General features: G+C 73.7%; 18 protein-coding genes. All 18 read left to right on the top strand.

The genetic code is table 11. From position 1 onward, the window contains the following. Positions 1–121: 121 nt before the first annotated feature. The 18 genes from rsmH to KSK32_RS02645 all read left to right on the top strand — a co-directional run bounded on the left by rsmH (position 122) and on the right by KSK32_RS02645 (position 20119). A complete protein-coding gene (rsmH, locus tag KSK32_RS02730; RefSeq protein ID WP_216935757.1) occupies positions 122–1231 on the top strand; it encodes a 16S rRNA (cytosine(1402)-N(4))-methyltransferase RsmH in 1110 nt (369 codons plus the stop codon). Continuing rightward, entirely contained in the window at positions 1228–1809 is a 582-nt protein-coding gene (locus KSK32_RS02725; RefSeq protein WP_216928277.1) for a hypothetical protein, read from the top strand. Before rsmH ends, KSK32_RS02725 begins: the two co-directional genes overlap by 4 nt. A 3-nt stretch (positions 1810–1812) precedes the next feature. Then, positions 1813–4032, top strand: coding sequence for a penicillin-binding protein 2 (locus tag KSK32_RS02720; RefSeq protein WP_216928276.1), 2220 nt, complete (start codon positions 1813–1815; stop codon positions 4030–4032). Between the two features lie 52 nt (positions 4033–4084). Next, on the top strand, positions 4085–5647 hold the full coding sequence (locus KSK32_RS02715) for a UDP-N-acetylmuramoyl-L-alanyl-D-glutamate--2,6-diaminopimelate ligase (RefSeq protein ID WP_216928275.1): 1563 nt from the start codon (positions 4085–4087) through the stop codon (positions 5645–5647). Beyond that, on the top strand, positions 5644–7053 hold the full coding sequence (gene murF / locus KSK32_RS02710; RefSeq protein WP_216928274.1) for a UDP-N-acetylmuramoyl-tripeptide--D-alanyl-D-alanine ligase: 1410 nt from the start codon (positions 5644–5646) through the stop codon (positions 7051–7053). Before KSK32_RS02715 ends, murF begins: the two co-directional genes overlap by 4 nt. Further along, on the top strand, positions 7050–8177 hold the full coding sequence (gene mraY, locus KSK32_RS02705) for a phospho-N-acetylmuramoyl-pentapeptide-transferase (RefSeq protein ID WP_091331122.1): 1128 nt from the start codon (positions 7050–7052) through the stop codon (positions 8175–8177). Before murF ends, mraY begins: the two co-directional genes overlap by 4 nt. A gap of 239 nt (positions 8178–8416) precedes the next feature. Continuing rightward, the gene (locus KSK32_RS02700) at positions 8417–9832 is read left to right on the top strand and encodes an FtsW/RodA/SpoVE family cell cycle protein (RefSeq protein ID WP_254187379.1); all 1416 of its coding nucleotides are present in this window, start codon (positions 8417–8419) and stop codon (positions 9830–9832) included. Then, positions 9832–10938, top strand: coding sequence for an undecaprenyldiphospho-muramoylpentapeptide beta-N-acetylglucosaminyltransferase (gene murG / locus KSK32_RS02695; protein WP_121684257.1), 1107 nt, complete (start codon positions 9832–9834; stop codon positions 10936–10938). Before KSK32_RS02700 ends, murG begins: the two co-directional genes overlap by 1 nt. Positions 10939–10969: 31 nt before the next feature. After that, on the top strand, positions 10970–12451 hold the full coding sequence (murC, locus tag KSK32_RS02690; RefSeq protein ID WP_216928273.1) for a UDP-N-acetylmuramate--L-alanine ligase: 1482 nt from the start codon (positions 10970–10972) through the stop codon (positions 12449–12451). Beyond that, the gene (locus KSK32_RS02685; protein WP_216928272.1) at positions 12448–13266 is read left to right on the top strand and encodes a cell division protein FtsQ/DivIB; all 819 of its coding nucleotides are present in this window, start codon (positions 12448–12450) and stop codon (positions 13264–13266) included. Before murC ends, KSK32_RS02685 begins: the two co-directional genes overlap by 4 nt. 228 nt (positions 13267–13494) lie before the next feature. Further along, entirely contained in the window at positions 13495–14610 is a 1116-nt protein-coding gene (ftsZ, locus tag KSK32_RS02680) for a cell division protein FtsZ (protein ID WP_216928271.1), read from the top strand. Positions 14611–14619: 9 nt separating this feature from the next. Continuing rightward, positions 14620–15366 carry a YggS family pyridoxal phosphate-dependent enzyme gene (locus KSK32_RS02675; RefSeq protein ID WP_216928270.1) on the top strand — a complete coding sequence of 249 codons (747 nt, stop codon included), beginning with the start codon at positions 14620–14622 and terminating at the stop codon, positions 15364–15366. Between the two features lie 193 nt (positions 15367–15559). Beyond that, positions 15560–16261, top strand: a complete 702-nt coding sequence (locus tag KSK32_RS02670) for a cell division protein SepF (protein ID WP_216928269.1) — start codon at positions 15560–15562, stop codon at positions 16259–16261. A gap of 28 nt (positions 16262–16289) precedes the next feature. Continuing rightward, complete coding sequence (locus KSK32_RS02665) at positions 16290–16595, top strand: YggT family protein (RefSeq protein WP_216928268.1); 306 nt, start codon at positions 16290–16292, stop codon at positions 16593–16595. 41 nt (positions 16596–16636) lie between these two features. After that, complete coding sequence (locus tag KSK32_RS02660) at positions 16637–17440, top strand: DivIVA domain-containing protein (RefSeq protein WP_135241278.1); 804 nt, start codon at positions 16637–16639, stop codon at positions 17438–17440. Between the two features lie 300 nt (positions 17441–17740). Further along, entirely contained in the window at positions 17741–18280 is a 540-nt protein-coding gene (locus KSK32_RS02655; RefSeq protein WP_308163780.1) for a hypothetical protein, read from the top strand. Between the two features lie 2 nt (positions 18281–18282). Next, positions 18283–18591, top strand: a complete 309-nt coding sequence (locus KSK32_RS02650) for a DUF167 domain-containing protein (RefSeq protein ID WP_216928266.1) — start codon at positions 18283–18285, stop codon at positions 18589–18591. A 22-nt stretch (positions 18592–18613) separates the two neighbouring features. Next, on the top strand, positions 18614–20119 hold the full coding sequence (locus KSK32_RS02645; RefSeq protein WP_216928265.1) for a potassium/proton antiporter: 1506 nt from the start codon (positions 18614–18616) through the stop codon (positions 20117–20119). Positions 20120–20339 lie beyond the last annotated feature (220 nt).

The following is a 20339-nucleotide window of genomic DNA, read 5'->3' as shown; positions in this document are numbered from 1 at the left end:
CCGACACGGAGGGCCGCGGCCTCCGGCGGGCGGGAGCGGATGGGGATCTGGCGGTATGGCGAGGCGTCGTGGCGACGACGGACACGTGACGGAACGGTTGGCGAACGGGGTGGGGGTCGAGATGGGGGAGCTACGCGGCACGCACGTGCCGGTGCTGCTCGAGCGGTGTCTCGAGCTGCTGGCCCCCGCACTGGGCCGGCCCGGTCGCACCGTGCACGTCGACGCCACGCTCGGCCTGGCCGGGCACGCCGAGGCGGTGCTCTCGGCGCATCCGGACACGGTGCTGATCGGCCTGGACCGGGACACCGAGGCGCTCGCCCACGCGCGGGTCCGCCTGGCTCGGTTCGCCGACCGGATCCACCTGGAGCACGCCGTCTACGACGAGCTGCCCGAGGTGCTCGACCGGCTCGGTTACCCGGCGATCGACGGGGCGCTGTTCGACCTCGGCGTCTCGTCCCTGCAACTGGACGCGCCCGACCGCGGGTTCGCGTACGCGCAGGACGCGCCGCTGGACATGCGGATGGACCAGACCCGGGGGGTGACCGCCGAGGAGGTGGTCAACACCTACTCCCACCCGGACCTGGCCCGCCTGCTGCGGGTGTACGGCGAGGAGAAGTTCGCCGGGAAGATCGCCTCGGCGATCATCCGCGAACGGGAGCGCACCCGGATCACGTCGTCGGCCCGGCTGGCCGAGCTGGTCCGGGATGCCATTCCGGCACCCGCCCGACGAACCGGCGGACACCCGGCAAAGAGAACGTTTCAGGCTTTACGGATCGAGGTAAACAGAGAGCTGGCAGCGCTGGAGACGGCGCTGCCGGCTGCTCTGGACAAGCTCACAGTGGGCGGCCGCATGGTGGTCCTGTCCTACCACTCGCTGGAGGACCGGCTCACCAAGCAGGCGCTCGCCGACCGGGTCCGCAGTAAGGGCCCGGTCGACCTCCCGGTCGAGCTGCCCGGGTCAGGCCCGACGTTCCGGCTGTTGAGCCGGGGCGCCGAGCTGCCCGGGGAGGCGGAGGTGGCCGCGAACCCGCGTGCCGCCTCGGTGCGGCTGCGGGCAGCGGAACGGCTCGACCCGGAGGCGGCCCGGCAGGGGCGTACCGACCGCGAACGGTACCGCCGCCGGGTGAAGGCGATGCACCAACCGGGGACGGGGTCACCGGGATCCGGCAAGGATCCCGCGTCGGCCCCGGGGGACGCGAACGGGACGGACGAGGAGGGGGAGGGGACATGAACGTCGAGAAGCGCGACGGCCGGGGAGCCGTCGGGCAGCGCGCACCGCGGTCGGGGGGCCGGACCGCGGCGCAGCGCACCACGCGGGACACGACGGCGACCGGCCGCCGGGAGGCAACTCGCGCCCGGGGGGCGCGCGAGTTCCCGACGCAGGGCAGTGCCGCTCTGCGGCCGGCCGAGCGTACCCGGGTGACCGATGCGCCGGCGCCGCGCCTGCGGGTCGCCCCGCCGGCGCCGATCCGGGTGCCCCGTGCTCCGTTCGTCGCGCTGATCCTGGTGCTGGTGGTCGGAGGGGTGCTGGGCATCCTGGCGGTCAACACCAAGATCAACGAGAACGCGTTCAGGCTGGAGAAGCTCCAGCAGCAGCAGGCCAAGCTGGACGTGGACGAGCAGGAGCTGCGCAAGGAGATCGCCAAGCAGAAGGCGCCCGGCAACCTGACCGCCAACGCCAAGCGGCTCGGCCTGGTCGAGTCCGAGGACCCGGCCTACATCCGGCTGCCGGACGGGCAGACCATCGGGGTGCCGCACCCCGCGCAGGGCGCCCCGTCGGTCACCAGCCGGCAGGGCAACGGAGGCTGAGCGATGCCGCCGAGATCGGAGGATCCGCGCCGGGACGCCACGGGCTCCCGGCGCGGCTCGTCGCGGGGGTCGGAGCCGCGCGAGCCGGGCCTCGGCGGGATCTCCGACGCCCGCGCGTACACCCCGCGCGGGCGGACCGTGCGCGAGGGCGGCGGGGCCGAGCAACGGCGTACCCCCCGCAGCAACCGGTCCGGCGACCCGTTCCGGCCCGCGTTGCAGGTGCTCGACGGCGGCCGGGCCGGCCGCGCCGGCACGCGCGAGCCCGCGACCGACGGCGCCCGCTCCGGCCGCCGGTCCACCGCCACGGCCGGCCGGGCCGGCGTGGTCCGGACCGTCTCGTCCCGGCCCGTGCACGAACCGTTCGACGACGACGACGACGAGGACGCGCCGCCGCCGCGCCGCCGGTCCCCGCCGCGCCGCCCCGCCGCGCCGCCCCGCCGGCCGGTACGCAAGCCGCGCCGGCCGCCGCGACTCGGCGACCCGCGCCGGCGGCTGCGGCTCGGCACCGTACTGGCGCTGGCGCTGTTCGCCAGCATCGGCGTCCGGCTTGTCTACCTCCAGACCGCGGACACCCCGGCGTACGCCGACCGCGGCCTGCCCGACCGGCTCGCCGTGGTCGAGCTGCCCGCCCCGCGCGGGGCGATCCTCGACCGCGACGGCGAGCCGCTGGCGCACAGCGTCGAGGCCCGGTACGTGTTCGCCGACCCGACCCGGGTCAAGGACCGGTTCGCCACCGCGCGCCTGCTCTCCCCGCTGCTCGGCCTGCCCGTGTCCGACCTGGCCGAGAAGATGCGCAAGCGCACCCTGCCCGGCACCGACACCCCGTTGCAGTTCGTCTACCTGGCCCGGGGCGTGGAGATCGGCACCGCCAAGCGGATCATGGCGCTCGACCTGGCCGGCATCAACGTGCACCGCGACGAGCGGCGCGAGGTGCCCGGCGGTGACCTGGCCGCCAACCTGATCGGCTTCGTCAGCCAGGACATGAACGGCCTGGAGGGGCTGGAGGCCAAGTACGACGACGTGCTGCGCGGGCAGGCCGGCAAGCGGACCTACGAGGTGGGCCTCGGTGACCTGGCCGCGCCCATCCCGGGCGGCTTCAGCCTCACCACCCAGCCGAAGCCGGGCAGCTCGCTGAAGCTCACCGTCGACCGGGACCTCCAGTTCATGACGCAGCGGATCCTGGCCAAGCAGACGGCCAAGGTGAAGGGCAGCGTCGGCGCCGCCGTGATCATCGAGGTGCCGAGCGGCGAGGTGCTGGCCCAGGCCAGCCAGCCGACGTACGACGCCGCCAACCCCACCAAGGTCGGCTCCCCGTCGGACCGGGACGACGCGGCCACCACGTTCGTCGTCGACCCCGGCTCGATCCACAAGGCGATCACCTACGGCGCGGCGCTCCAGGAGGGCGTGATCACGCCGGACACCGCGTTCCCGGTGGCCAACACGATCGTCCGCGGCGGCGTGACATTCCGCGACACCCACCCGGTCGACGGCCGCACCATGAGCATCCCCGGCATGCTCGCCTTCTCGTCGAACGTCGGCACCATCGAGATCGCCGAGAAGCTGGGCAAGGACCGGCTGTTCGACTATCAGAAGCGGTTCGGGCTGGGCCAGGCCACCGGCGAGGGCATGCCCGGCGAGGCGGCCGGCCGGTTGCTGCCGCCGGACCAGTGGAGCGGCTCGGCGTACGGGTCGGTGCCGATCGGGCACAGCGTGGACGCGACGCCGCTGCAGATGGCCGCCGCGTACGCCGCCATCGCCAACAACGGCACGTACGTGCAGCCGCACCTGGTCAAGGAGACGATCGGCGCGGACGGTGAGCGCAGCCCCGCCGCGGCGCCCACCACCCGCTCGGTGCTCAGCCCGGCCAACGCGACCGCGCTGCGCCGGATGATGGAGGCGGTCACCACCGTCGACGGCCCGGACGGCCAGGCGACCGGTCTGGCCGCCGCCGTGCCCGGCTACCGCGTCGCCGGCAAGACCGGCACCGGTCTGCGCTACGACGGCGGCAAGCAGCAGCCCGGCGAGGTCGGCTCGTTCATCGGCATGGCACCGGCGGAGAACCCCCGGTACGTCGTCGCGGTGTTCGTCTGGAGCCCCGGCGGCGGGGGCGGTGCGGTCGCCGCGCCGGCGTTCCGGGAGATGATGGGCTTCACTCTCCGCCACTACCGGGTGCCGCCGTCGCTGACCGACAAGTCCCCGAAGTTCGAGGTCTTTCCGCGCTGAGCGGGGACGGCGGGACATCATCGGTGAGTGGCGACGAACCACCGGGGCGGCTGTGCGGTCGGAACCGGACGACCGGGTAGGGTCTGACGCCGTGCCCGGCAATCCACGTCCCACAACCGTGCGTCCCGTACGGCTCGGCGACCTCGCCGCCCGCGTGGCGGCGACCCCGCCGGAGGAGGCCGCCGAACTGGCCGTCACCGGCGTGACCCACGCCAGCCAGGAGGTACGCCCCGGCGACCTGTACGCCGCCCTGCCCGGCGCGCGGCGCCACGGCGCGGAGTTCGCCGCCGCCGCGGCGGAGGCGGGCGCGGTCGCCCTGCTGACCGACCCGGCCGGCGCGGCGCTGGCCGCCGGGACCGGCCTTCCCGTGCTCGTCGTCGACGACCCGCGCGACGCGCTCGGCGAGGTGGCCGCGACCGTTTACGGCGACCCGACCGCCGGCCTGACCGTGATCGGGGTGACCGGCACCGCCGGCAAGACCTCCACCAGCTACCTGGTCGAGTCGGGGCTGCGGGCCGCCGGCCACGTCACCGGGCTGATCGGCACCGTGGAGACCCGCCTCGGCGACCTGGTGATCGACAGCGTCCGGACCACCCCGGAGGCCACCGACCTGCACGCCATGCTCGCGGTGGCCCGCGAGCACGGGGTGGACACGGTGGTGATGGAGGTGTCCAGCCACGCCCTCGCCATGGGCCGTGTCGGCGGCGTCCGCTTCGACGTCGGCGGCTACACCAACTTCGGCTCCGACCACCTGGACTTCCACGCCGACGAGGCGGACTACTTCGCGGCCAAGGCCAAGCTGTTCGACGGCCGCTGCCGGGTCGAGGTGCTCAACCACGACGACCCGGCGCTGCGCCCGCTGTACAAGCCCGGCACCGTCACCTACTCGGCGGCCGGTGACCCCGCCGCGACCTGGTGGGCCGACGGCATCGACGGCGAGGGCTACGCGCAGCGGTTCACGCTGCACGGGCCGGACGGGCTGACGCTGCCCACCGGCGTGGCGCTGCCCGGCCGGCACAACGTGGCGAACGCGCTGCTGGCCGTCGCCCTGCTGGTCGCCGTCGGGATGGACCCGGAGACCGCGGCGCGCGGCGTCGCCGCCTGCGGCGGCGTGCCCGGGCGGCTGGAACTGGTCAGCGGCGACGCCCCGGTACGCGGGGTGGTCGACTACGCGCACAAGGCCAACGCGATCGAGGCGGTCCTGACCGCGCTGCGCGGCCTGACCGGGGGCCGGCTGATCTGCGTGCTGGGCGCCGGCGGCGACCGGGACCGGGGCAAGCGGCCGGTGATGGGCGGCGTGGCCGCGCGCGGCGCCGACGTGGTGCTGGTGACCGACGACAACCCGCGGACCGAGGACCCGGCCGCGATCCGGGCCGAGGTGCTCGCCGGCGCGTACGCCGCAGCGACCCCGGCCCGCGTCATCGAGGTGCCCGGGCGGCGGGCGGCGATCGAGGAGGCGGTCCGGGTGGCCGAACCGGGTGACGTGGTGGCGGTGCTGGGCAAGGGCCAGGAACGCGGACAGGAGATCGGCGGCGAGGTGCTGCCGTTCGACGACCGGGTGGAGCTGGCGGCGGCGCTGCGCGCCCGCTTCGGCGACCTGGTGGGTCAGCGGTGATCCCGCTGACGCTGGCCGAGGTGGCCGCCGCCGTCGACGGCCGGCTCGTCGGCGCCGACCCCGACGCCCAGGTCACCGGCACCGTCGAGTTCGACTCCCGCAAGGTGAGCCCCGGCGGGCTGTTCGTCGCCTTCCCCGGTGAGCGGGTGGACGGCCACGACTACGCGGCCGGCGCGGTCTCGGCCGGCGCGGTCGCGGTGCTCGGCACCCGGGAGGTGCCGGGCGTGCCGATGGTGCTCGTCGGTGACGCGCTCGACGCGATGGGCCGCCTGGCCCGCACGGTGGTGGACCGGCTGCCCGGGCTGACCGTGATCGGGCTGACCGGCTCGTCCGGCAAGACCACCACCAAGGACCTGATCGCCCAGCTCGCCGTCCGGCTCGGCCCGACCGTGGCGCCGCCCGGATCGTTCAACAACGAGCTGGGACACCCGTACACCGCGTTGCAGGCCACGCCGGAGACCCGCTACCTGGTGATGGAGAAGGGCGCCCGCGGGGTCGGGCACGTCCGCTACCTGTGCGACGTGGTGCCGCCGCGGATCTCGGTGGTGCTCAACGTCGGCGTGGCGCACCTGGGCGAGTTCGGCTCGGTGGAGGCCATCGCGCTCGCCAAGGGTGAACTGGTCGAGGCGCTGCCCGAAGACGGGCTGGCGGTGCTCAACGCCGACGACCCGCGGGTGGACGCGATGGCGTCGCGTACCCGGGCCCGGGTGGTGCGCTACGGCGAGTCGGAGCGTGCCGACGTGCGCGCCGTGGACGTGACAGTCGACGGCCGGGGACGGCCCTCGTACACCCTGGTCACCCCGGAGGGCAGTGCGCCGGTACGGCTCGGGCTGACCGGTCGGCACCAGGTCTCCAACTCGCTCGCCGCCGCGGCGGTCGGCCGGGAGCTGGGCCTGCCGCTGTCCGGCCTGGCGGCGGCGCTGAACGAGCTGGGCCTGGTCTCGACCCGGCGGATGGACGTCTTCGAACGTCCCGACGGGGTGACCGTGATCGACGACTCGTACAACGCCAACCCGGCCTCCACCGGCGTGGCGCTGCGGGCGTTGGCCAGCATGCGCGGCGACGGGCGTACCGTCGCGGTGCTCGGCTACATGGCCGAGCTGGGTGACTTCGAGCGGGAGGGGCATCAGCAGGTCGGCCGGCTCGCGGCCGAACTGGGAGTGGACCGGCTGCTCGTGGTGGGCGAGCCGGCGGCGCCGATCCACGAGGGCGCGACAGCGGTAGGTGACTGGGGAGGAGAGTCGGTGCTGCTCACCGATCAGGCGGCGGCCGTCGAGGTGCTGCGGAGCGAGCTGCGTCCGGGAGACGTGGTGCTGGTGAAGGGCTCCCGGTACCGGACCTGGGAGGTGGCCGACGCGCTGCGCGCGGACGCCCGGGAGGGTGCGACGGAGGGCGGCGCCGCATGAGGGCGGTCATCGTCGCCATCGGGGTCGCGTTCCTGATCTCGCTGTTCTGCACCCCGATCGCGATCAAGGTGTTCGCCCGGCTGAAGGCCGGCCAGCCGATCCGATCGAACCTCGGGCTCGCGAGCAACGAGGGCAAGAAGGGCACGCCGACGATGGGCGGTGTGGTCTTCATCCTGGCCACGGTCATCGCGTACGTCGCCGGGCACCTGGCCCTGACCACGCTGCCGGACGCGCAGATCGCCCAGGTCGAGCCGACCATCACGGCGCTGGTGCTGCTGGGGCTGATGGTGTTCTCCGGTGCGGTCGGCTTCATCGACGACTTCCTGAAGGTCCGCAAGCGGCACAGCGGCGGCCTCAACAAGCGGGGCAAGCTGGCCGGGCAGATCCTGGTCGGTGCCGTGTTCGGCGCGGTGGCCGTCTACTTCCCGTCGAGCATGACCGACGCCGGCGGCAACGCGACGAACACCGAGACGGTGGGCAGCACCACGCTGAGCTTCATCCGGGACATCCCGGCGCTGGAGATCGGCAAGATCGGCGCGGTGATCGTCATCATCATGGTGGTCATGGCGGCCACGAACGGCGTCAACCTCACCGACGGCCTGGACGGCCTGGCCACCGGCGCCTCGGTGATGGTGCTGGCGGCGTACGCGCTGATCGCGTTCTGGCAGTACCGGCACTGGTGCGCCGACCCGAACTACACCGAGTCGTACTGCTACACCGTGCGCGACCCGCTGGAGATCGCGCTGATCGCGGGCGCGGCGGCCGGTGCCTGCGTGGGCTTCCTGTGGTGGAACACCTCCCCGGCGCGGATCTTCATGGGTGACACCGGCGCGCTCGGGCTGGGCGGCCTGATCGCCGGCATGGCGATGTCCACCCGGACCATCCTGCTGCTGCCGATCCTCGGCGGCCTGTTCGTGATCATCACGATGTCCGTGGTCATCCAGATCATCTCGTTCCGCACCACCGGCAAGCGCGTGTTCCGGATGTCACCCTTGCAGCACCACTTCGAGTTGGCCGGCTGGAGCGAGGTCAACATCGTGGTCCGGTTCTGGATCATCGCCGGTATCGGCGTGGCCATCGCGCTGGGCCTGTTCTACAGCGAGTTCCTCGCCGCGGTGAGCTGACGCCCCGGGTGTAAGGAAGGGCCCCTTATTAACAGACGTCTGTTAATAAGGGGCCCTTCCTTCAGATCCGACACGCCGACCGGGCGGTTGCGCCACGGGCGGGCGGGTCGAACGGCCATGATGGGCCTGTGGGGGAGGGACGAGACATCCAGGTGACCAGCGACCCGCCGGCCCGTCGTGCGCCGGCGGCCACGCCACTGGCCGACCCGCCGGGGGCGCGCTGGGACCCGGCGGGTGGCCTGGCCGCGCTGCGCGGCCTGCTGGCCCGGCCGCTGGCCTCGTACTACCTGCTGCTGTCCAGCGCCGGCCTGCTGCTGCTGATCGGCCTAACCATGGTCTTCTCCGCCACGAGCGTGAAGGACTTCGCCGAGGGCGGTGACGCGTCCGCGTCGCTGACCAAGCAGGCCGTGTTCGCGGTGATCGGCATCGGCGCGTTCTGGGCCTGCCAGCGGCTGCCCGCGCGTACGTTTCGGGCGGTGAGCCGCCCCGCGCTCGGCGTGGCGGTGGCGCTGCTACTCACGCTCAACCTGTTCGTCGCGCTGAACTCGCTGTTCGGGGTGACGTCGATCGGGCCGCTGCGGGCCGAACTCCTCTCGCTGTCCCTCGGCCCGATCTCGCTGCAACCGGTCGAGGTGGCGAAGTTCGCGCTGGTGCTGTGGGCGGCGCACGTGCTGGCCCGCAAGGGCGCCGCGCTGGGCTGGTGGAAGGAACTGGCCACGCCGCTGTTCCCGGTGGTGGGCCTGCTGTTCGTGCTCGTCGGCTACAACGACCTGGGCAGCATGCTCTGCCTGCTCGCCCTGGTGGTCGGGATGCTCTGGGCGGCCGGCGTGCGGGCCCGGGTCTTCGCCGCGCTCACCGCCATCGGCCTGGCCGGCGTCGGCCTGCTGGTGGCAGCGGCCTCGCTCGGCGCCGGCTCCGGCTCCCGGGGCGCCGAGAACTACCGGCTCGGCCGTCTCACCATGTGGCTCGATCCGCCGGACCCGAAGACCTGCTTCGAGCTGGAGCTGCCGAACTGCTACCAGCTCGTGCAGGCCCGCTACGCGATCGGCAACGGCGGCTGGTTCGGCGTCGGCCTGGGCCAGAGCTCGCTGAAGTGGAACTACCTGCCCGAGGCGCACAACGACTTCATCTTCGCCATCGTCGCCGAGGAACTGGGCGTGGTCGGCTGCACCGTGGTCCTGGTGCTGTTCGCCGTGCTCGCGTACACCGGGATGCGGATCGCCCGCCGGGTCGAGGATCCGTTCCGCCGGCTCGCCGCCGCCGGCGTGACCGCCTGGCTGGTCGGCCAGGCCGTCATCAACATCGGTGGCGTGACCGGGCTGCTGCCGCTGACCGGCGTACCGCTGCCGTTCATCTCCGACGGCGGCAGCGCCCTGGTGGTGACGCTCGCCGCGATCGGCATGCTCGCCTCGTTCGCCCGCGCCGAGCCGGACGCGGCGCGAGCGCTGCATGCCCGTCCGCCCGCCCGATGGGTCCGACTAGTGTGGGCCCCGTTGCCGCCGCTTCCCGGCCGGCGCCGCAGACCGGCGCCGCCCCCGGCCGACCGAGGGTCCGTGCCCCGGTCCCGGCAGCGGCGGCAGGACGACCAGGCCGCGCCCCGAGGCGCCCGGCCCGACCGGGCGCGCGCCGGCGCGGCGAGCGAGAGGAGACGCTGATGGGTCCGCTGCGTTCGGTGGTGCTCTGCGGAGGGGGTACGGGCGGGCACATCTACCCGCTGCTCGCCTTCGCCGACTGCCTGCGCCGACACGACCCGAGCGTCCGGATCACCTGTCTGGGCACACCCAAGGGGCTGGAGAACGAGCTGATCCCGCCGGCCGGCTACGACCTGCGGCAGATCCCGGCGTACCAGCTTCCCCGGTCGGTGAACATGAGCCTGGTGCGCACCCCGGACCGGATGTGGAAGGCGGCCCGCGCCGCGGGCAAGGTGATCGACGAGGTCCAGGCCGACGCCGTGGTCGGCTTCGGCGGGTACGTCTCGGTGCCCGGTTACCTGGCCGCGTGGCGGCGGGAGCTGCCCATCGTCATCCACGAGGTCAACGTGCCGCCGGGCGTGGCGAACCGGCTCGGGATGAAGTTCACCAAGAACGTCGCGGTGGGCTTCCCGCACCAGCCGGCCCAGGCCGAGGCGCTGCGCGACGCCCGCGTGGTCGGCGTGCCGCTGCGCCGGGGCATCGCCGGGCTGGACCGGGCCGCGCTGCGCGACGCCGCCCGCGCCCACTTCGGACTGCGTCCCGACCTGCCGGTGCTGTTCGTCGCGGGTGGCTCGCAGGGCGCCCGCTCGATCAACCTGGCCGTCTCCGGCGCCGCGAAGGAGCTGGCCCGCAACGGCGTTCAGGTGCTGCACGTCATCGGCGCCCGCAACGAGCCGATCTCCGTGCCCACCGACCTGCCGGTGCCCTACGTCACGTTGCCGTACCTGTCCGAGATGGAGCTGGGTTACGCCGCGGCCGACCTGATGCTGGCCCGGGGCGGCGCGATGACCTGCGCCGAGGTGGCCGCGATCGGCCTGCCCACCGTCTACGTGCCCTACCCGCACAGCAACCAGGAGCAGAAGCGCAACGCGCTGCCGGTGGTGGAGGCGGGCGGTGGCCTGCTGGTCGACGACGCCGAGATGACCCCGGCCTGGGTGGAGCGGACGGTGATCCCGCTGATCCGGGATCCGCAGCGGCTGTACGCGATGAGCCACGCCGCAGCCGGCTACGGCCGCCGCGACGGCGACGTGGCGTTGCTGAACTTCGTCTACGAGGCGGTCTCCCGCTGATGAGGGAAATCGCGACGGGAAGGTACGTCTGATGAACACCGCGCAGTTCACGCCCGCCGGCACCATGACGGCGGAGGACCTGGGCCGGATCCACCTGATCGGGGTGGGCGGGGTCGGGATGGCCGGGCTGGCCCGGCTGTTCCTCACTCGGGGTCTGCCGGTCTCCGGCAGCGAGCTGCGGGAGTGGCCGTCGCTGGCCGGCCTGCGGGCGCTGGGCGGCACCATCCACTCCAGCCACGAGGTGTCCAACCTCGACGGGGTGGACACGGTGGTCTACTCCTCCGCCATCCCGCAGGACCACCTGGAGATGGTCGAGGCGCGCCGGCGGGGCCTGCGGGTGCTGCACCGCTCCGAGGCGCTCGCCGCCGCGATGACGGGCCGCCGTACGGTGGCGGTCGCCGGCACCCACGGCAAGACCTCGACCACCTCGATGGTCACCATGGTGCTCCAGCAGGCCGGCACCGACCCGTCGTTCGTGATCGGCGGCGAGATCTCCGAGGTGGGTTCCGGCGCGCACCACGGCACCGGCGAGCACTTCGTGGTCGAGGCGGACGAGAGCGACCGCTCCTTCCTCATCTACCGGCCGTTCGTGTCGATCGTCACGAACATCGAGGCGGACCACCTGAACACCTACGGCGACCTTGCCACCCTGGAGGCGGCGTTCGCCGAGTTCGCCCGGCTCACCGATCCGGCCGGTTTCGTGATCACCTGCGCCGACGACGCGGGCGGGCGCCGGCTGGCCGAGACGCTGCGCGCCGAGGGCCGCCGGGTCTGGACGTACGGCGAGTCCGCCGACGCGGACCTGCGGATGAGCGAGGTCGTGTCGTCCGCGCACGGGGTGCGCTTCCGGGCCGAGGTCGAGGGCCGGCCGCTCGGCGAGATCCGGCTGCCCGTACCGGGCCGGCACATGGCGCTCAACAGCGCCGCCGCGGTGCTCGCCGCGTACCTGCTGGAACTGCCGGTGGCCGCGGCGGAGGCCGCGCTCGGCGCGTTCCCCGGCGTGCGGCGCCGCTTCGAGCGCAAGGGCGCGGCGGACGGCGTGCTGGTCTACGACGAGTACGCCTACCACCCGACCTCGATGACGCTGGCGTTGCAGACGCTGCGCGAGGTGGCCGGCGACGGCCGGCTGATCGTGGTGTTCCAGCCGTACCGGCTCTACCGCACCCGGGACAACCAGGCGGAGATCGCCGCCGCGCTCGGCATCGCGGACGAGGTGGTGTTACTGGAGGTCTTCGGCCCCGGCGAGACGCGCCGTCCCGGCGAGGGCTCCGCCGCGCTGATCCAGGAGGTGCCGCTGCCGGCCGAGCGCAAGGTGTTCGTCGAGGCGTGGGACGACGTGCCGGGTGAGGTGGCCAGGCGGGCGCGGACCGGCGACGTGGTGGTGACCATGGGTGCGCCGCCGATCTCGCTGATGGGTGACCAGTTGCTCGACGCCCTGCTCGCCCGCTCCGCCGGGGGCGCGGGGCTGGGCGCCGGCGTCGACCCGGACGGCGCGACGACCCCGGCCGGATGAGTCCCGGTCCGGCCCGCGGCCGTACCCCCGGACCGGACGGCGGTGCCGGGCGGCGCAGCCCGTCCCGGCGCTGGCAGCTCGTGCGGGCGAACGCGGACGCCGTGCCGCCGTCGACCCGCCGGTTCATGGCCCGGGCCCGGCAGCGGCGGATGCGGGCCGCGCTGCCCTGGGCGGTCGCCGCCGCGGTGCTCGCCGTCGCGGGCCTGGTGGCGTGGACGGTGCTGGGCACCGGCCTGTTCGGTGTCCGCGAGGTACGGGTGGTCGGCGCGCGGCTGGTCACCCCGGTGCAGATCCGTGACGCCGCGGCGGTGCCGGACAACGCGCCGCTGGCCCGGGTCGACCTGGACGCGACCGCGCGCCGGGTCGGCACGCTGCCGCCGGTGGCGAACGCCACGGTGGAGCGGGAGTGGCCGGACACGCTGGTGATCCGGGTGCGGGAGCGCACCCCGGTGGCGGCGGTGCCGCAGGGCGACGGCTTCGTGGTCGTCGACGGCGCGGGCGTCGTCTTCCAGCGCCTGGACCGGGCGCCGGACGGGTTGCCGCAGGTCCGGGTCGCCCGGCCCGGCCCCGACGACCCGGGTACGCGGGCCGGGCTGGCGGTGCTGGCCGCGCTGGGGGAGAAGCTGCGCGCGGAGCTGGTCGCGGTGGACGTGGCCGGCCTGGCCCGGATCACGCTGCTGCTGCGCGGCGAGCGTCAGGTCTTCTGGGGCGACGCCTCCCGCGGCACCGACAAGTCGACAGTGGCCACCGCGCTGCTGAGCCGTAAGGCGGACCGGATCGACGTCAGCGCGCCGGACGTGGTCACGTTCGAGTGACCCGCGGCTCAGCGAGCGGGCGATGTGTCCCCTGTCGCTCGGTCGGCGACACGCCGGAACGGGTCCTTGGCTCCTGGCGCGGCGGCGCATACGTTGCCCCGAAGAGATCAGTGGTTGACATAACTCTAAGCCTCTAGTAGAGGGTGAGGGTTCAGCCGTCGGAGGCCGCTGATCCGGCCAAGCCGTGTGGGGTCGGCCCATGCCAATCTCGAAGGGAAAGGACCGGAGATGACACCTCCGCACAACTACCTGGCGGTCATCAAGGTCGTCGGCATCGGGGGCGGCGGCGTCAACGCCGTCAACCGGATGATCGAGGTTGGGCTCAAGGGCGTCGAGTTCATCGCGATCAACACCGACGCGCAGGCGTTGCTGATGAGCGACGCCGACGTCAAGCTCGACGTGGGCCGGGAGCTGACCCGGGGACTGGGCGCGGGCGCCAACCCGGACGTCGGCAAGAACGCCGCCGAGGACCACCGCGACGAGATCGAGGAGGTCCTCAAGGGCGCCGACATGGTGTTCGTGACCTGCGGCGAGGGCGGCGGCACCGGCACCGGCGGCGCGCCGGTCGTGGCGAACATCGCCCGCAAGCTCGGCGCGCTCACCATCGGTGTGGTCACCCGGCCGTTCTCGTTCGAGGGCAAGCGCCGGCAGGTCCAGGCCGAGGCGGGCATCGAGGAACTGCGCAACCAGTGCGACACGCTCATCGTGATCCCGAACGACCGGCTGCTCGCGCTCGGCGACCGCAACATCTCCATGATGGACGCGTTCCGCACCGCGGACCAGGTTCTCCTCTCCGGTGTCCAGGGCATCACCGACCTGATCACCACGCCGGGTCTGATCAACCTGGACTTCGCCGACGTGAAGAGCGTGATGAGCGGCGCCGGAAGCGCGCTCATGGGCATCGGCAGCGCCCGGGGCGAGAACCGTGCCGTCGAGGCGGCCGAGGCGGCCATCTCCAGCCCGCTGCTGGAGCAGAGCATGGACGGCGCGCGTGGCGTGCTGCTGTCCATCGCCGGCGGGTCGGACCTCGGCCTGTTCGAGATCAACGACGCGGCGCAGCTGGTCACCGACGCGGCCCACCCGGACGCGAACATCATCTTCGGCGCGGTCATCGACGACGCGCTCGGCGACGAGGTGCGGGTCACCGTGATCGCGGCGGGCTTCGACGGGGGCGCGCCGGCGTACAAGGCGGTCGAGCCGCCGCGCAAGAGCAACCAGAACCCGCCGGCCCAGCCGAGCGCGCCGGTGAACCCGCCGGCCACCATGCCGGCGCCGCAGCAGCCGTCGCGCCGGGTGCTCTTCGACGACGTCGACGTGCCCGACTTCCTCAAGAACGGGTCCTGAGCCGCGCCGATGACGGAGTCACAGACGGCGGTGCGGCCCGAGCGGCGTGACGAACTCGCGGCCGGCCTGGCCCGGGTGCGGGCCCGCATCGCCGACGCCTGCGCGGCGGCCGGGCGGCAGCGCGACGAGGTCACCCTGGTCGCGGTGACCAAGACGTACCCGGCGGCGGACGTGGTCGCGCTGGCCGGGCTCGGCGTGACCGACGTCGGGGAGAACCGCGACCAGGAGGCGGCGCCGAAGGCGGAGGCGGTGGCAGGCGCCGGCGCCGCGCCGCGCTGGCACTTCATCGGCCAGTTGCAGCGCAACAAGGCCCGCTCGGTGGTCCGGTACGCCGACGTGATCCAGTCGGTGGACAGCGTCCGGCTCGCAGCCGCGCTGGACGCCGCCGCCGGCGCGGTCCGGGACCGTCCGCTGGACGTGCTGGTGCAGGTGAGCATCGACGGCGACCCGGCGCGGGGCGGGGCGCTGCCCGGCTCGGCCGATCCGCAGCGAGGGCTCGACCCGGTGGCCGCGGCGGTGGCCGGCGCCGACGGTCTGCGGCTGGCGGGCCTGATGGCGGTGGCTCCGCTGGGCTGGGAGCCGGACCGGGCGTTCGCCCGGCTGGCCGAGGTGGCGGCGGCGCTGCGGGCCGACCATCCGGGCGCGACGGTGCTGTCAGCGGGCATGAGCGGAGACCTGGAGAGCGCTGTCGGTCACGGCGCGACACATGTCCGTGTCGGCAGCGCGTTGCTCGGAATGCGCCCTGCGCTGCGGTAGCCTCACCACGACGGAAGCAAATTACATCAGTGTTGTTCAGGACGGCGTTCCCGTAGCCGGGGGCCGTGACGGGCGGACCGCGAACCGCGCGTCAGGGGATTGCCGATCCGGTCCGGTGGGCATGATCGTCCACTCGTGATCAAGCGACACGGCACGGGGGCGCGTGCCGCACGGCGGACGGAAGGGCGCGGGGATGGGTGCACTGCGCAAGGCGGGGGTCTGGCTCGGTCTCGTCGAGGAGGACGACGAGCGGGCGTACGAGGACGGTGGCTACGACAAGGGTGGCTACCGGGACTCGTCGCGCTACCGGTCGAGCCGGTACGCCGAGGAGTTCGCCGACGAGGACGACGACGAGACCGAGGAGCCGCCGACGACGCGGAGCCGGATCGGCGACCGGGGCCGGCTGTCGGAGCGTGCCTCCAGCCGCGCGGTCGACGCCGACCGGGCCGAGTCCGAGCGCCCGGAGCGGGCCGAGCGGTCCAGCGTGCGGTCGATCACCCGGTCCTCTGCCGGTGACACCTCGGGCGCCCTGACCTACCACACCCGGGACAACCTCGCGCTCGCGCCGCAGGCCCAGCCGCGCGAGCGGGAGCGCATGGCCCCGGAGGACGAGCAGCGTTACCAGATCACCACGCTGCACCCGACCACGTACCGCGAGGCGCGGACCATCGGCGAGCACTTCCGCGACGGCGTACCGGTGATCATCAATCTCACCGAGATGGACGAGGCGGACGCCCGCCGGCTCGTCGACTTCGCCGCCGGGCTCGCGTTCGGTCTGCGCGGTACGATCGAGCGCGTGACCAACCGGGTGTTCCTGCTCTCACCGGCCAACGTCCAGGTCACCGCGGAGGACAAGGCCAAGATCGCTGAGGGCGGCTTCTTCAGCCTGAGCTGAGCCGCACGACCGAGGGACGTCGCCTGCCGTGTTGTCGATCCTGTTCCAGGTGCTCTACCTGCTGCTGTATTTCTTCCTCATTGTCCTTTTGGCGCGATTTGTTCTCGGGGCGGTGCTGGCCTATGGTCGCCGCTGGCAACCGGGACGGGGAGCGTCGGCCGGACTGGAAGTCGTGTGGAGCGTCACTGATCCGCCCCTGCGAGCGTTGAGGCGTGTGATCCCACCACTGCGAATTGGTACCGTGAGCATCGACCTGGCCTCCCTTGTGCTCCTGGTTATCCTGTTCGTGCTGATGGAGTTCGTGTTTAGGCGCCTGATCTTCGCGTTTGCCTGACCAGAGCGCTTTCGCGGCCGCAACTGACCCGAGGAGTTTCGATGCCGCTGACCCCGGCCGACGTCCACAACGTCGCCTTCAAAAAGCCGCCGATCGGCAAGCGGGGGTATGACGAGGAGGAGGTCGACGCCTTCCTGGACGAGGTCGAGCGTGAGCTGGCCCGTCTGATCGAGGAGAACAACGAGCTGCGCGCCCAGGTGGAGCGCGGCGGTCGGGGTGGCGCTCCCGCCGGCCCCGGCGGCGACGCCCGCCTCGCGGCGGAGCTCAACGACGTCAAGGCCCAGCTCGACCGCGTGCAGCGCGACAAGGCGGCCGCCGAGCAGGCGGCCCGCGCGATGCAGGCCGAGCTGGAGCAGGTCCGCGCGCAGGGCGGCCCGGCCGGCGTGACCGGTGACGGCGAGCAGCAGGCGCTGCGGGTGCTCATGATGGCCCAGCGCACCGCCGACGACCACGTCTCCGACGCCCGTCGCGAGGCCGACCAACTGCTCTCCGAGGCCCGCTCGAAGGCCGAGGAGGTCACCCGGGAGGCGCGCGCCAAGGCCGACGCCCTGGAGCGGGACGCCCGCCAGCGGCACCAGGAGGCCATGGGCGGCCTGGACGCCAAGCGCACCGCGCTGCAGAAGCACATCGAGGAGCTCAAGCAGTTCGAGCGCGAGTACCGCACCCGCCTCAAGGCGTACCTGGAGAGCCAGCTGCGTGACCTCGACGGTCGCGGCCAGGGTCTCGAGGTGGAGATGAACCGCGCCGAGGGCACCCGTGCCACCGGCAGCAACGGTCTCGCCGCGGCCGGTCTCGCCGGCTCCTACGGCGGTGGCCGCGCGGGCTCGCTCGAGTCCGGCCGCTGATCCCGCGTCGGTGGCCGTCCCCGTGACGGCCACCGGCCGCCCAGACCGACACGACGCGGCCGGGGGTGAGCCGTGGTAGCCGCCAGCATCCTGCTCATCCTCGTCGCGGTCGTGCTGCTGATCGCCGGCCTCGCCGGCGGATCCAGCCTCCTGCTCATCGTCTCGATCGCGGCCAGCCTGCTGTCCGCCGTCGCCTTCGTCGCGTTCGCCCGCCAGGCCGCCGCGGCGCGGGCCTCGGCCGGCCGGGAGGCCGGGCCGCGAACTCGGACCGCGCACACCGTCCCGTCCCCGGACGAACCGGTGAGCCCGGTCCCGCACCACACGTCCACGGTCGGCGCCGGTGGATCCGGGTGGCGGCAACCGCCCGGATCGCCGGTGACCGAGCCGGACGACGCCCCGCCGCCGGCCGCGTACTCGCCGCCGGCCGAGCCGTTCGACGCCGGGCCGTACACGACGGTGTCCGCCGGGCCGTACGGCACCGAGCCCGCCGGGCCGTACACGGCACCGGAGCCGGTGGTCGCGGACGCGGTTCCCTACTCGCCGCCGGGCCCGCGCGTACCGGAGACCGCCCGGCCCACCTCGCCCGCACCCGGCGAGGCGTTCGACGACGATCCGCCGGCCGAGTTCCTCTCCACCGGTGAGGTCGCCCGCCTGGTCCGGCTGCCCGGCGAGGTCGTGGTGATCGACGGCCGTCCCCGCTTCCACCTGCCCGGCTGCCCGCACCTGGTGGGCCGGGAGGACGAACCGCTGCCGGTCGCCGAGGCGGTCGCGCTGGGCTTCACCCCGTGCGCGCACTGCGCCGCCGCCACCATCCTGCTCGCCGAGGCCGGGCCGCGCTGACCATGACGATCGCGGACACCACACTCACCGTCGCGGTGCGGGTGAAGCCCGGGGCGGCCCGTGCCCGCGTGGGCGGGCGGTTCGACGGGCCGTACGGTCCCGCGCTCGTCGTCGCGGTGCACGCGCCCGCCGTTGACGGCCGGGCCACCGAGGCGGCCCGGCGCGCCCTCGCCGAGGCGCTCGGCGTCCGGCCGGTGACCGTGTCGCTGCGGTCCGGCGCGGCCAGCCGGGACAAGCTGTTCCTGGTGGAGCGCCCGCACGACGGGCTGCCCGAGGTGCTGCGCCGGCTGCGCGACGGCAGCACGGCGTGAGGCCCGGTCGGGCCGGCCGGCGATGACCCCGGGGCTCGACGTCGCGTTGCTCGTGGGCGCCGGCGTGCTGCTGGTCGCGGTGGGCGCGGTGCGGTTCTCCACCCGGCTCGGCGTACCGAGTCTGCTGGTCTACCTGGCGCTCGGCGTGCTGCTCGGCGAGGCCGGCATAGGCATCCGGTTCGACGACGTCGAACTGACCCGGGTGCTCGGCTTCTGCGCGCTCATCGTGATCATCGCGGAGGGTGGCCTGACCGCGAGGTGGAGCATGCTGCGGCCGGTGCTAGGCCTGGCCGCGGCGCTGTCCACGGTCGGCGTCGTGGTCAGCATCGTGGTCGTCGGCGTGGTGGTGCACCTGCTGCTCGGCCTGGACTGGCGGCTGGCGCTGCTCTACGGCGCGGTGCTCTCCTCCACCGACGCGGCGGCCGTGTTCGCCACGCTGCGCCGGCTGCGCCTGCCGCCCCGGCTGGTGGCCACGCTGGAGGCGGAGTCCGGCGTGAACGACGCACCGGCCGTGCTGCTCGTGTTGCTGCTGTCCCGCGCCGGGGTCGAGGCGGCCCACCCCTGGTGGTACGAGGTGCTGCTGCTCTGCTACGAGCTCAGCGCCGGTGCGGCGGTCGGTGTCGGCGCCGGGCTGGCCGGCCGGTACGCGCTGCGCCGGGCCGCGCTGCCGTCGGCCGGCCTCTACCCGATCGCGGTGGTCGGCTTCACCGTGCTGGCGTACGCGGCCGGCTCGGTGCTGCACGCCTCGGGCTTCCTCGCCGTGTACGTCGCGGGCGTACTGCTCGGCAACTCGCGGCTGCCGCACCGCCAGGCCATCCTCGGTTTCGCCGACGGGCTGGCCTGGCTGGCCCAGATCGGCCTGTTCGTGCTGCTCGGCCTGCTGGTCTCGCCGAGCCGGCTGGACGCGGCGGTGCTGCCGGCCGTGATCACCGGGCTGGCGCTGTTGCTGCTCGCCCGGCCGCTGTCGGTGGCGGTGTCCGCGCTGCCGTTCCGGGTGAAGCTGCGCGAGCAGCTCTTCCTGTCCTGGGCCGGGCTGCGTGGCGCGGTGCCGATCGTGCTGGCGACCATTCCGCTGTCGCTGCGCGTGCCGGGGGCGGACCGGCTGTTCGACGCGGTCTTCGTCCTGGTGGTGATCTTCACGGTGCTCCAGGCCGGGACGCTGGCGCCGGCGGCCCGCCGGCTGGGGGTGACGGCACCGGCCGAGGCGAGCGAGATCCTGCTGGAGACCGCCCCGCTGGAGCGGATGCGCGCGGACCTGCTCCAGCTGGAGGTGCCGGCCGGGTCGCGGCTGGCCGGGGTGCACGTGGACGAGCTGCGGCTGCCGGTCGGCGCGGCGGTGACGCTCGTGCTGCGCGACGGCGTCGGTTTCGTGCCGGGCGCTGACACCCGGCTCAAGGTCGGGGACAGCCTGCTCATCATCGCCACCGCCGGGGTGCGGGACGAGACCGAGCGGCGGCTGCGGGCGGTGAGCCGCCGGGGCCGGCTGGCGAGGTGGTTCGGGGAGTACGGCGAGGAGCCGGCCCACTGATCTGCTACCGTTCCTTTTGCCCCGATTGATGGCAGTCCGGGGTGGATACGTGGGATGACGGTGCGGCACGTTGTCGGACGCCTGTACGTTCCGTATCCTTGCCAACCTCCGGAGTGCACGGCGGGCCCGCTCGCCGTGCACCCTTCCGTACGCGGACGACGCCGACGACGGTGTCCCGCCCACGCACCGCTGACCGCCGCGCCACGCGGCTGAGGGAGCT

Origin of the sequence: Micromonospora sp. WMMB482 (assembly GCF_019038635.1) — a bacterium.
GTDB lineage: Bacteria > Actinomycetota > Actinomycetes > Mycobacteriales > Micromonosporaceae > Micromonospora > Micromonospora marina.
This window is presented reverse-complemented; position numbering and strand designations above follow the sequence as displayed.